General features: G+C 53.9%; 12 protein-coding genes. 9 read left to right on the forward strand and 3 right to left on the reverse strand.

Features of this window, described 5'->3' with window-relative positions; all coding sequences use genetic code 11:
* The first annotated feature begins 317 nt into the window (after positions 1–317).
* The 7 genes from MMG03_RS10170 to MMG03_RS10200 all read left to right on the forward strand — a co-directional run bounded on the left by MMG03_RS10170 (position 318) and on the right by MMG03_RS10200 (position 8329).
* Positions 318–1592, forward strand: coding sequence for a glutamate-5-semialdehyde dehydrogenase (locus MMG03_RS10170; protein ID WP_249506199.1), 1275 nt, complete (start codon positions 318–320; stop codon positions 1590–1592).
* Between the two features lie 68 nt (positions 1593–1660).
* Positions 1661–2011, forward strand: a complete 351-nt coding sequence (gene hisI, locus MMG03_RS10175; protein ID WP_073161414.1) for a phosphoribosyl-AMP cyclohydrolase — start codon at positions 1661–1663, stop codon at positions 2009–2011.
* A 38-nt stretch (positions 2012–2049) separates the two neighbouring features.
* Positions 2050–3063: a tRNA lysidine(34) synthetase TilS gene (gene tilS / locus MMG03_RS10180; RefSeq protein ID WP_249506200.1), complete on the forward strand. Its 1014-nt coding sequence runs from the start codon at positions 2050–2052 to the stop codon at positions 3061–3063.
* A gap of 54 nt (positions 3064–3117) precedes the next feature.
* Positions 3118–5313 (forward strand): ATP-dependent zinc metalloprotease FtsH, encoded by a 2196-nt coding sequence (gene ftsH / locus MMG03_RS10185; protein WP_275976899.1) that lies wholly within the window; start codon positions 3118–3120, stop codon positions 5311–5313.
* 38 nt (positions 5314–5351) lie between these two features.
* A complete protein-coding gene (folP, locus tag MMG03_RS10190) occupies positions 5352–6242 on the forward strand; it encodes a dihydropteroate synthase (protein WP_073161412.1) in 891 nt (296 codons plus the stop codon).
* Positions 6229–7068 (forward strand): diadenylate cyclase CdaA, encoded by an 840-nt coding sequence (cdaA, locus tag MMG03_RS10195; RefSeq protein WP_073161411.1) that lies wholly within the window; start codon positions 6229–6231, stop codon positions 7066–7068. Before folP ends, cdaA begins: the two co-directional genes overlap by 14 nt.
* Before the next feature lie 19 nt (positions 7069–7087).
* Positions 7088–8329, forward strand: coding sequence for an SUMF1/EgtB/PvdO family nonheme iron enzyme (locus MMG03_RS10200; RefSeq protein ID WP_073161410.1), 1242 nt, complete (start codon positions 7088–7090; stop codon positions 8327–8329).
* 28 nt (positions 8330–8357) lie between these two features.
* Here MMG03_RS10200 and MMG03_RS10205 read toward each other — a convergent pair whose 3' ends face one another.
* A complete protein-coding gene (locus MMG03_RS10205; protein WP_073161409.1) occupies positions 8358–8858 on the reverse strand; it encodes a hypothetical protein in 501 nt (166 codons plus the stop codon).
* An 83-nt stretch (positions 8859–8941) separates the two neighbouring features.
* Here MMG03_RS10205 and MMG03_RS10210 point away from each other — a divergent pair, with 83 nt between their 5' ends.
* Positions 8942–9298: a hypothetical protein gene (locus MMG03_RS10210; protein ID WP_073161408.1), complete on the forward strand. Its 357-nt coding sequence runs from the start codon at positions 8942–8944 to the stop codon at positions 9296–9298.
* A 177-nt stretch (positions 9299–9475) separates the two neighbouring features.
* On the opposite strand, the gene MMG03_RS10215 is transcribed toward MMG03_RS10210, so the two are convergent.
* Together MMG03_RS10215 and MMG03_RS10220 are read right to left on the reverse strand one after the other, a co-directional pair.
* Complete coding sequence (locus tag MMG03_RS10215; protein ID WP_073161407.1) at positions 9476–10246, reverse strand: thioredoxin-like domain-containing protein; 771 nt, start codon at positions 10244–10246, stop codon at positions 9476–9478.
* A 14-nt stretch (positions 10247–10260) separates the two neighbouring features.
* Positions 10261–11448 carry a dihydroorotate oxidase gene (locus MMG03_RS10220; RefSeq protein ID WP_073237928.1) on the reverse strand — a complete coding sequence of 396 codons (1188 nt, stop codon included), beginning with the start codon at positions 11446–11448 and terminating at the stop codon, positions 10261–10263.
* 154 nt (positions 11449–11602) lie between these two features.
* Between MMG03_RS10220 and MMG03_RS10225 the strand changes: the two genes are divergently transcribed.
* Positions 11603–12982: a M20/M25/M40 family metallo-hydrolase gene (locus MMG03_RS10225; protein WP_249506201.1), complete on the forward strand. Its 1380-nt coding sequence runs from the start codon at positions 11603–11605 to the stop codon at positions 12980–12982.
* Positions 12983–12987: the final 5 nt, after the last annotated feature.

Raw genomic sequence — 12987 nt, forward strand, 5'->3', positions numbered from 1 at the left:
GAAAAGCAAACAGGTTAAAGCTAAAAGGCCGCGGATACACTCCGCGGTCTTTTATTTTATATAAAATTAGCGGGACCGACCCGCTTACCTATAAATAAAAAAAGACTCGGTGCCTTATGAGAGAGAAGGCAAGCACCGAGTCTAAACACCCAAGTCCGATACCCTGGCGACTACCCATTAATGTCGCGAGTAAAAACAAACCTGTATTGATTTCAAAGTATACTTTTTTACTACAAAAAGCAAGCAGTTTTCCCAAAATTCCAAGTGAAGAATATTCCAACTTGGACGATGGCCGTCGCGATAGCTATATTTACAGCATGAACACTGTCGATTTAGAGAAATATTCCGACCTTCTGGCCCAAAACGCCCGCAAGGCAAGCAAGAAAATCCGCACCCTCAGCGCAGAGACCCGCAGTAAGGTTCTGGCCCGCGTGGCCGAATTGCTCCGCGCAAGCAAGCCGGAAATTCTCGCCGCAAACAAGCTGGACACCGACGCCGCCCAGGGTAAGATTAGCGACTCCATGCTGGACCGTCTGACTTTGAATGACGCCCGCATCGAATCCATGGCCAAGGGTGCCGAAGAAATCGCCGCCTTCGCTGACCCGCTGAACAAGGTTCTGGAAGCCCGCGAACTGAAGAACGGAATCAAGATCAGCCGCGTGGCAGTGCCTATCGGCTCCGTGTTCTTTATTTTTGAAAGCCGCCCCAACGTGACCATCGACGGGGCATGCCTCTGCTTTAAGGCAGGCAATGCAGTGATTCTCCGTGGCGGCAAGGAATCCATCAACAGCGCTAAGTGTCTGGCTGATATCTTCCGCAAGGCCCTCACCGAAAATGGCGTTGACGAAGATGCCGTCCAGCTGGTAACGGAATCCAGCCACGACTTGGTCAGCATGCTGCTGCAGCGAAACGACTGCATAGACCTGGTGATTCCCCGCGGTGGCGAACGCCTGATCCGCGCCGTTGTGGACCAGAGCAAGATTCCTGTCATCAAGCACTTTAACGGTATCTGCCACGTTTATGTGGACAAGTCCGCCGACATCGCAAAGGCAGAGAACATCCTGATCAACGCCAAGACCCAGCGCACCGGCGTATGCAACGCCATGGAATGCGTCCTGTTTGACAAGGCCCTCCCCTCCTCCGACGTGAAGCGTCTTGTGGAAGCCCTCACCAGCCGCGGCGTAGAACTGTTCGGTAACGCCGACGCCCAGAAGCGTCTGGAAGGCATCGCCAACGTCACCGATATCGGCGACGAAGCCAACTACCACACCGAATATCTGGCATTGAAAGCCAGCGTCAAGTTCGTTGAAAATGTAGAAGAAGCCGCCGACCATATCGAAAAGTACAGCAGCCGCCACACCGAAGCCGTGGTTTCCGAAGACACAAGCGTGCAGGATTACTTCGTGGCCAACGTGGATTCCAGCAGCGTCATGGTGAACGCCAGCACCCGTTTTGCAGACGGCGGCGAATACAGCCTTGGCGCCGAAGTGGGCATTTCCACCGACAAGCTCCATGCCCGTGGCCCCATGGGCGTTGAAAGCCTCTGCACCTACAAGTGGGTGCTCCGTGGCGAAGGCCAAGTCCGCGGTTAATAGCAAACGTCATTCTGAGCGAAGATGCAAAAGCATCGAAGCGAAGAATCCAAAAAAAAGGATTCAAAATGAAATTTGAAGATATCATGAAAGAAGTGAAGTTCGAAGTGGAAGTAGACGGCGTGATGCTGGCCCCCGCTATCGTTCAGGATGCAGACAAGGGTGACGTTCTCATGATGGCATGGATGAACGAGGAAGCCCTCCGCCGCACACAGGAATGTGGCGAAATGGTATTCTGGAGCCGTAGCCGCAAGGAATACTGGCACAAGGGCGACACCAGCGGAAACGTCATGACCGTTGTGGAATGGGCCACCGACTGCGACAGCGACGCCTTGCTCTTCAAGGTCCGTATGCAGGGGCCGCAAGTGGCTTGCCACACAGGCGCCCGCAGCTGCTTCTTCAAGGTCTGCGAAAAATAGCGGAGAGTATAAAGGATAGAGGATAAAGGTTTTTTGTTTTGAGCAATCCCCCCCCATCATTCCTTGAATCCACTAGAAATAAAATCAAGCAAAACGGCTGGAAGCGTCTTTTGTTGGCGGTTTCCGGTGGGTTAGACTCTATTTGTCTGGCCCATTTTTTCGTGGTTCACAAGGAAGCCCTGGGAATCGAGTGGTTAGGCATAGCCCATGTGCATCATGGGCTGCGAGAAGGAACGGCAGATCGGGATGCTGAATTTGTTAAGGTTTTTGCCGCACAAAACCAGAGCCCATTTTTTTTAGGAACGTTGGATGGAGTAGCGTTAAAAGCCGCAGAGGGTTCGTTAGAAAATAACGCACGGGATGCCCGCTATGATGCATTGCGGAAATTCGCCCACGAGAACCGCGCCGACGCCATCGTTACCGCCCACCACGCCGGAGACCAGGCGGAAACCGTATACCTCAGGTTACGTCGCGGAGTAAGCCTGGCAGGATTGCAGGGCATCCAGAGCGTTCGCCTGCTAGCAACCGACACGGACCTCCCCCATGAAGCGGTTTTCCTTTACCGCCCCTTTCTTGACGTTTCCCGCAAGGAACTGCAGGAATACGCCCGCGATAATAATCTGGACTGGTGTGAAGATGAAAGCAATTCCGACGTAAAGTTCACCCGCAACCAGATTCGGCACGAAGCACTCCCCACCCTAGAAAAATTGCATCCCGGGGCCACAAGTCAGCTGGTCCGGATTGCGTCAAAAACTGTCTCCGCCTACGAAAGGATCTTGACTATTGCAGACAAGCTATTCCTACCGCTTGTCATTTCAAGGGATGACGGCCTTACCCTCGACACCAAAAAAGGAAAGATTTCCCTAAAGAATGGAATGGACGAAATTTTCCGTTTATGGCTGGATCGTCAAGGCTACCGATTCCCCGTAGGAACCTTCAAGGGCAAGGCCCTGCTCAACGACATCAGGAACCTCTCTTACCGCACCCGATTCATCGAGAAAAAACGCAATATTATCAGAATTTGCGAGAAGAAGGCCTCAGTAGACATTTAATAATTTGTATTTTGTCGGTGTACGAAATTTTTTGAACTATTCTAAAGGGAAAGTATGAGTCAACGCCCCGGCAAAAGTGGAAAGCCCACGCCCCCATACAAGAACAAGAACTTTATCATCCTTATCGTGATGATCCTGTTGCTATTCATTATGTTCCCCCTGGCAGGGAAAAATGAAGAAGCCAACATGACCCGCACGGAATTCCTGGCCATGATGGGAGATTCCACCAAGGTCATTACGGAACTGAGCCTGCAGAAGACCAAGGATGGCATCATCATCGAAGGCGCCCGCGAAATGACTGCCGAAGAGCAGGCCGCCGCGAAAAAGAGTCAGAGCGTGATCGCCCGCTTCGCCAAGAACGAAGATACAGGCAAGACCAAGCATTTCGTCAGCCACATGCTGGACGTCACCAACGAGCAGATTACCGCCTGGGAAGTTTTCAAGGGAGTCAAGGTCAAGGTCATCCACGAAGAATCCTCCTGGATGGATACCCTGGTGGCATTCATGCCGGCAATCCTCCTGATTGTGTTCTTCTACTTTATGATGAGCCGTCAGATGGGCGGTGGCGGCAAGAACCCCTTCGCCTTCGGCAAGAGCCAGGCCCGCCAGCTGGACGTAAAGAAGAAGACCTTGTTTACCGACGTCGCAGGCTGTGACGAAGCCAAGCAGGACTTGCAGGAACTTGTAGAATTCCTTAAGGATCCCAAAAAGTTTGACGCACTTGGTGGACGTATCCCCAAGGGTGCATTGTTGGTAGGCCCTCCGGGTACCGGTAAGACTTTGCTGGCCCGCGCCGTTGCCGGCGAAGCTGGAGTCCCCTTCTTTAGCATGAGTGGTTCCGACTTCGTGGAAATGTTCGTGGGCGTGGGTGCTAGCCGAGTCCGTGATCTTTTTGAAAACGGAAAGAAGAATGCTCCCTGTATTTTGTTCATCGATGAAATTGATGCCGTCGGTCGTCAGCGTGGTGCAGGCCTTGGTGGCGGACACGACGAACGCGAACAGACCTTGAACCAGTTGCTGGTGGAAATGGATGGCTTTACCGCCAACGAAGGCGTGATCCTCATTGCAGCCACCAACCGCCCCGATGTTCTGGACAAGGCCTTGCTCCGTCCGGGTCGTTTTGACCGTCAGATTGTGGTGGGACTGCCCGACCTGAAGGGCCGTGAAGAAATCCTCCGCGTCCACCTGAAGAAGCGCAAGGTTCCTCTGGCAGACGATGTGGATATCAAGGCTGTTGCAAAGGGCACTCCGGGACTTGCCGGTGCAGACCTGGAAAACCTGGTGAACGAAGCCGCCTTGATGGCCGCCCGCTTCAACAACAAGAAGGTGACCATGCTGGACTTCGAGGAAGCCCGCGACAAGCTTTCTATGGGTGCGGAACGCAGAACCCTCCTCATGACCGACGAGGAAAAGCGCCATACCGCCTACCACGAAGCAGGCCACGCCCTTATGACCTTGCTGTGCAAGCATTCCGACCCGCTGCACAAGATTACCATTATCCCCCGCGGTCGCGCCCTTGGCGTAACCATGAGCCTGCCGGAACGAGACCAGGTTTCTTACAGCCGCGAATACGCCGAAGAACGCATCATGATCATGATGTCCGGCCGTCTGGCAGAACTGGTATTCTTCAACCATCAGAGCACCGGCGCCTCCAACGATATCCAGCGCGCCACGGAACTGGCCCGCAAGATGGTGACCGAATGGGGCTTCGACGATGAAATCGGTCCTGTTTGCTATAGCCGCGCCGATGGCGAAGTGTTCCTGGGTCGCGAAATCAGCAAGCCTAAGGAAATGTCCGAAATGATGGCCCAGAAGATCGACCAGGCTGTTAACGGACTGATCAAGCGTCTGGATGCAGAAGCCAAGAAGCTGATTGAAGAAAACAAGGACAAGCTGATCGACCTGGCCGAAGCCCTCTTCGAATTCGAAGTTCTGGACCGCGAAGAAATCGACCGCGTCATGGCGGGCGAAAAGCTGGAAGGCACCAAGAAGAGCCGCCAGTACAAGGCCATGGAAGAAATGGCTGCCAAGAAGAAGGCCGAAGACACTCCGCCTCCCGACCCCGGTGCACAGCCTCCTGTTGCTCCCGCAAGTGACGCTCCCGTTGAAGCAGTGAAGCCTGCCCCGGCTACCGGTTCCGAAACCGCCAGCGACAGCAGCTCCCAGTCCGCTGAAGTTCCAGCCGAAGCAGCCGAAGCCTCCGCTGAAACCACAGCCAGTGCAACTGCCGAAGCAAAAGAAGAAAACTAAAAACTCAACCTCACACCTATCGACCACGAGAAGCATTTATGTTCAAGTCCGTTCTTAGCAAGTCCCGCGCCTTACCTTGGAAAATCGGCGACCAGGTTCTCTCCTGCCAGCCCTCCCCTCTCATTATGGGAATCGTCAACGTAACGCCGGATAGTTTCTTTGACGGAGGACAGCATAACACTCTAGACGCCGCCTTCCAGCATTCCATGAAGTTGCTCCAGGAAGGGGCTGTCATTCTGGACATCGGTGGCGAAAGCAGCCGTCCGGGAAGCGCTCCCGTAAGCGTACAGGAAGAACTGGACCGAGTCTGCCCGCTGGTAGAACGTCTGGCCAAGTTCGCTAAAAACAGCGACGCCCCCACCTTCTACATGTCCGTCGATACGGTGAAGTCCAAGGTCGCCCAGGAGACCATGAATCTTGGCGCCCACATCATCAACGACATCAGCGCCTGCGCCATGGACAAGGACATGCCTGCAGTCGTTGCAAAGACTGGAGCCAGTGTGGTGCTGAACCACATGCGCGGAAACTTCGGAACCATGCAGCAGGACTTCAAGCCCTACGAGAACGTGGTACAGGAAGTCCGCGAAGAACTGCTGGCCCAGGCAAAGCTCCTTCTGGACTTGGGCGTCGAACCTCAGAAAATCTGTCTGGATCCGGGCATCGGATTCGGCAAAACGGTACAGGACAACATCGACCTGATGAAGTCCGTGGAAGACATGCTGGAAGACGGCTACCCCGTTCTGATCGGCACCTCCCGCAAATCCTACATCGGCAAGATGGCGGGGCTCGAAACCAGCGACCGACTGATCCCCACCGTTACTGCAGGCATTGTGGCAGCCCTGGGCGGTGCAAGTATCATCCGCGTCCACGATGTAAAGGAAGCCAAGGAATCCATGCTCTATCTGGAGGGCATGAATGGTTCTGTTTAAACTGTTCGACATCATCGATGTCCGTATGGCGGACATCCTTGACGTCCTCTTGATTTCAATTATCCTCTACTACATCTTTTTGCTGTTCCGCGGGACCCGCGCAGCCCAGATGCTCTTTGGCGGATTGCTGTTGATCCTCGCCTGGATTATCGCCCAGTGGTGGGAACTGCACACCGTCGTGTGGCTCATCAGTAACCTGGCCACCCTGGGTATTATCGCCGTGGTGATCTTGTTCCAGCCCGAAATCCGAAGCGCGCTGACCCGAATCGGTATCGCCGCCAGTAAGCTGGACCTCCACAATTTCTTCTTCCACGCCAGCGGCCTGGATGACATTACCAAGACTATCGCCGCCGCAGTCCAGGACCTGGCAAAGACCCGCACCGGTGCGTTGATCGTTCTCGAGAAGCGAGTGGGCCTCAGGAACTACGCCGACACCGGTGAAATTCTCGACGCACGCATTAGCGCCCGACTCCTCCGCGCCCTGTTCTTCCCCAACTCCGCCCTTCATGACGGTGCCGTTATCGTAAACAGCAAGCGCATTGTTGCAGCAGGCTGTATCCTCCCCATGCCCACCGGCAACGCCGAAAAGGAAGCGGGCTACGGCATGCGCCACCGCGCCGCAAAGGCTCTGGCCGCCGAATGTGACGCCCTGGTCATCGTGGTCTCCGAAGAAACGGGCTACATCTCCATCGCCTACAGAAACTCCCTGCGCCGAAACATCAGCGTCCAGGAACTGAAGCAGGAAATCATCCGCCACTGGGGCGAACTCTTTAACGACGTTCGTGAAACCGGTAAGACGGAAGCCGCCGCAGAAAAAGCAGAATAAAGAAAGGAATTAAAGCATCATGGCAGAGAATCAAGAAAACAAGGGCACCGAAAGCAAATCTAGCCGCAAGAAAAGAAACGTTGTCGTACTCGTACTCATGTTCCTTTTGTTGGTCTGCCTTTTTATTGTGCAGTGCCACCTGGACCAGATGAAGCAGGAAGCCCTGGCCAAGGAACAGGAAACCGCCCTTGAAATGCAGCGTCGCCGCACCCTTGATAGCCTCCGTCAGCTGGAGCAGATGCGCGCAGACTCCATCCGCAGGGCCGATAGTCTCGCCGCCCTCGTAGTGGATACCGTTCCTGCCGACACCACCCCCGCCGTCGTGGAACCGGTAAAGCCCGCCCTGAACCGCGACAGCATCCGCCATGTCCGCGACAGCATCAAGCATGTAAACGACAGCCTGGCCGCCATCGAAAAGGCCCGTCAGGACAGCCTGAAGGCCGTTGCAGACAGTCTCGCGGCCCTCGAAAAGATCCGCGCCGAAGAAGCCGAAAAGAAGCGTATCGCCGACTCCATCCGCGCCGCCGACCAGGTTCCGCCGGTTGCAGAAATCGCTCCCCCCGCAGGCCGTTACTACGACCCCATCAAGCTGAAGGTCAAGTGCGACGAAATCAAGTGCAAGACCTACCTCTCTGTTGGCGACACCAACAATCCTGTGGAAGCAGGCAAGGCCATCGAATACAACAAGACCGGTTCTGTGTTCTATTACGCCGTAGACTCCGTGGGCAACCGTACCCCCTGGGAAGAAGCCAAGTATGACATGGCCAGCGACAACGTCTGCGGAAAGAACGCCTACCCCGTTCCTGTTGGCGGTAAGCAGGTCTGCGTAGACGCCTACGAATATCCCAACTCCCCCGACGAACTTCCCAAGGACATGGTCTCCCAGGAAGAAGCCGTGGCCCTCTGCGCCAAGGAAGGTAAGCACCTCTGCTCTATCGATGAATGGCAGGCCGCCTGCCGTGGCAAGGACAACACCAAGTATTCCTATGGTGACACCTACAAGCAGAACAAGTGCAACACCAACACCAAGGCTGCCAAGCGCGTAGGCCGCAAGGAACAGTGCCGTAGCTGGTGGGGCATGTACGACATGAACGGAAACCTCTGGGAATGGACTTCTACCACAAGCAAGGATCACCCCAACATGTATCTGGTGGCCGGTGGTGCATGGAACACCAACAATGGAAGCAAGTGTACCGAAAGCAAGTTCAGCTTCTACCCCCAGAATCAGTACCCCTCCGTAGGCTTCCGCTGCTGCAAGTGAGTCATGAGTTTTCAGCTCTCATAGCTCACTACTCCAACAGCTCTACGTGCAGGTGTTCTGCATCGCCTTTTTCCCAAATTGCTCGGGCCTTGCCCTTAAGCTTATCTTCGACGCCGGTTACAACCATCCGGCGTTTTTCAATGGGAATGTTCTTAATACGGAAATCAATAGCCTTGTTAAAGTAGTGCTTAGAATTTCGGGCATGAAAAGGATAGTCATTACCGCTTGTGATTACGGGAATGTAATCATCCCCCATCACATTGTGGAAGACGTTCACCACCGTCAGACCCACCGTATCCATTACCGGTTCCAGGCTTTCAAGGTACACCCCCGGTTTCTGTCGGGTGCGGTTCAGCAAGAGACGGTGGACCTCATCACCATTAAAGGCTCGGTTGTTCAGGTGGCGCAAATATTCCTCGGCAGACCAGGATTCCTCAACATAATTACTTTCAAACTTTGGGATGGGCCGACGATTGTCCTGAATTAGCTGGTAGACAAAAAATACCAGCGCAACAGCAATTACAGGCATTAAAAGATGAATATGTTTTAGAATAAACTGCATTTTACAATAGATTTCGCGTTTTCCAACGCCAAAAATACTATTTTAGAGGCATGAAAAAGATTATCGCCCTCTCTATTACACTCTCTGCAGCAGCAACCCTCTTTACCGCATGCGGAAACGACTCCGCAAATTATGTGGGCCACTGGCAGGGTGAATCCAATATGGTTTTCGAAGTTTTGAGCAACGACAATCAGAACTTCACAATCCGCAACATCAATGGCGACCTTACCGCCAAGTTCGAAGACGGCAGAATCTGCGGCAAGAATTCCCTGGATATGCAGTATTGCATGACCGTCAAGGGAGACTCCGCTTACTATGAATTCGGCGGCATCACCACGGGTTACAAGCGTATCGGCCAGGCTGAATACGAACAGATCTTCGACAACCAGAAGAAGAGCATGCAGTAATCCTATAATACGGATTTTGACGCTCTTTAAAAAATCTGACTTTATAAAGAAACCCTTCAGTAAAAACTGAGGGGTTTCTTTTGTGCTTTAATCCAATATTATGGCAGCAGAACTACTCCAGTTTATTTGCGAATTCATCAAACCAGCTCACGAGCTTCAAAACCAAATTGGTCCAGCCTAGTTCTTGGCTTCGTTCAGCACTTCGACCACCAATTTTTCAACCATGGACTGGGAGGGAGCGCCGCTCCAGACACGCTTGATGTAACCGTTTTCATCCAGAAGCATCAAGGTGGGAACCGCCCTAATTCCATAGCGGCGCCACATTTCCTGGGTGGCATCGCGGTAGAGGGGGTACGGCGAAGCGTGCTGCTGCGCATAGAAGGCATTCAGAGTCTTTGTATCTTCGTTAGAAATACCGATGACTTCCAGGCCCTTGGAGGCGTACTTGCCATACACATTGGCCAGCACAGGCAAGGTCTTACGGCAAGGGCCGCACCATGTAGCCCAGAAGTCCAGCAAGGTGGCCTTGGGCTTGGCGTTGCGCTTTTCGCCATTCTTGTAGAAGTTGGCGCCGAATTCAGCCATCTTGCTTCCGATAGCGGAACCTGTCAGGCTGCTGATATCATCGGGGCGATCCGTAATCTTTACGGTCATGGGAATCTTCTTCCCTTCACGAACCACATCAATCTTGACGTTCGACCCCACCTTGCCCTTGGAAATAGCCTGCTGGATTTGTGCAACATCCTGAAGGGGCTGCCCCTGGACACCCACAATCTGGTCACCGGCCACCATGCCTGCGGTAAAGCAACCGGAACCGGGATGCACGCCAATAACCTGGAGGGCCAAGTGATTTTCGAAAGTTCCCTTCTTGAAGGTAACACCAAGCCAGGGCACGGCACAGGCAAAGCTGACCGCACAAAGAATCAAAAATGCAAAATTGCGATTCATGACGCCTCGCCCACCTACTTCAGAGTCGTCACCTTGGGATTATGATTGTCGTAATCCTGCAGGGTGGCATAACCCGTTTCCTTGAGGGCGGCAGCCAGTTCCTTACGCATGGAATGAGCGGCCATCCAGCGGAATGCCACCACAGAATAGCACTGCACGGCATCCACACCCATCTTGATCAGGTCAAACACCTTGAAGCCATGGTCGATACCGCCGCATGCGATCACGCTCATCTGGGGGTAATGTTCGCGGATATACTTTACGTTCCATACCATGTTCTCGTACAGGGGGCGGCCAGACATGCCACCGCAATCTCCATCGGCGCGGAGGGGCGTCAAGTCTTCGAACTTGGTCTGTACGGGAAGTTCGCTAATCTTCTTGGTGGGGTAAGTGTTGCCCACCACCACACCGTTCACGCCGCAGCGCACCAGCATATCCATGATGTTCACCAGATGGCGTTCAGAAAGGTCCGGGCTGATTTTAGCATAAACGGCCTTGCGCAAAGTCTGGGAATTGCGGAACTTCATGATTTCGCTGAAGATCTTTTCGGTGAGGGACAAGTCCATGTCTACGCGGGATTCACCGGTATTGGGGCAGCTCACGTTAATTTCTATGTAATCACCAGCCTTGTAGGCGATGGCAAAGCTTTCCACCACATCCTTTAATTTATCTTCATCGTTGGTCAGGCCCGGAGTTTCGGCAACGGAAACACCGACACAGAGGCCAACCTTGTGGGCCTTGGCCAGCTGGGCGTCTACACGGCGGGCAATGACTTCGACACCTTCGTTATTCAGGCCCATGCTGTTATGAATGGCACGTTCCTCTTCGATGAAACCGACGCGGGGACGGTGGGTATTACCTTCGCGGAAGTTGCGGGTGGCAGTACCTACAGAAATACCGCCGAAACCCATATTGGCGTAGTCGCAAATGCGCTTGGCCGTCTTGTTGGCACCGGCTGCCAGAATGATGGGGCAACCGAAATACAGGGAATTGCTATGGTCCGGGAAAGTGACCACGCGCTTGAGGGTCTTGCTCAAGTCGGGGCGGCCGCTCATAAAGGGAATGATGGGAGCAAACCTGGCGGCATGCTTCAGGGAGTCATGACGGAATTCCGGATTGTTGTGGAAAATCTTGCGGATCATGGCCAACACGCGGTCGCCAAAGTTCAGGTAGTATTCGTGATTTACACAATTGAATGCCATAATTACACCTTTTAATCGCCTTTTTATAGTCAGCGTCAATTATTACGCCTTTTAAAATAGAAAATATAAAGGCCTGACACTGCGCCCCATTTTTCTTTACTATTTTCATGTGTGGTTAAATCAGGTCAAAAACGCAAACTATATAACAAGACTTATGGAACAGCAGATCAAGAAAGCTATCAAGGCAAAAATGCCCACCTATATTCAGCAACTGAGCAAGCTGGTGAGCATTCCCTCCATCAGTTTCGACAATTTTGACCAGAAGTATGTTCTGGAATCCGCCGAGGCCGTCAAGCAGATGTTCGCCGAAGCAGGTCTCACCAACATCCAGTTCCTGACTCCGGAAAGCGGCCGCCACACGGTCTATGCCGAAAGCCTGACCTCTCCGGACAAGCCCACCATCTTGTTGTACGCCCATCACGACGTGCAGCCCCCCATGCGCGAGGCCCTCTGGAACACCAAGCCTTTTGAAGCAACCGTCAGTGCCGACGGAGAACGTCTCTTTGGCCGCGGCACCGCCGACGACAAGGCCGGCATCATTATGCACCTGGCCGCCCTGGAACAGGTCCGCGCCCTTAAGAAGAACGACGGCCCTAACCTGAAGTTCATTATCGAAGGCGAAGAGGAATCCGGCAGCGCAGGTTTCGCAGGCATCCTTAAAAAGCATGCCGAACTTTTGAAGGCCGATGCCGTAATCATCGCCGACCTGGGCAACTTCGCCAAGGGCACGCCCTCCATTACCACCACCCTTCGCGGCATGAGCGCCGTATCCGTGGAACTGAAGGCAACGAAGGCTCCCCTCCATTCCGGCTCCTGGTCAGGCCCCATTCCCGACGTAGGTCAGGTCCTTTGCCGCATGATCGCGGAGCTGACCGACGGTACCGGCAAGATCTTGATTCCCGGCTTTGAAGACGGACTGGTTCCGCCCACCGCCGAAGACTTGGCCTCTTACAGGAGCCTGGGCATGACCGAAGAAATCTTCCGCAACGACGGCGGCGTCCTGGATGGCGTCAAGCTGAAGTGTTCCGAAGATGAAATTTTGACGACCCTGTGGCGCAAGCCTAGCCTGGTGGTTACCGCCATGGAAGTGGGCAGCCGCATGAACGCAGGAAACGTTCTGCAAGACAGCGCCTACGCCCGCATCGGCATCCGTCTGGCCCCCGGCATGGACGCCGACCGCTGCACCCAGCTGCTGGTGGACTTCCTGAAGCAGCACGTTCCTTATGGAATCCAGTGCAACATCGTTACCGAAGACGGCGCCAACCCCTTCGTCACAGACACAAGTCACCCCTTCTTCAAGAAGATGAGCGATGCCATGACCGCCGCCTACGAAAGCGAGACCAAGATTATCGGTTGCGGCGCCAGCATCCCCGGTGCAGAACTTTTCCGCAGCACCCTGGGCAACATCCCCGTGCTGATGACCGGTCTTGAAGACCCCGAATGTAACGCCCACGGCGAAAACGAAAGCCTTTACCTGCCCGACTTCGAAAAGGGTATCATAGCAGAAACCTTGTTCTTTGGAGGCCTCTGCTAGAGGAT

It is taken from the genome of Fibrobacter sp. HC4 (assembly GCF_023373925.1).
GTDB lineage: Bacteria > Fibrobacterota > Fibrobacteria > Fibrobacterales > Fibrobacteraceae > Fibrobacter.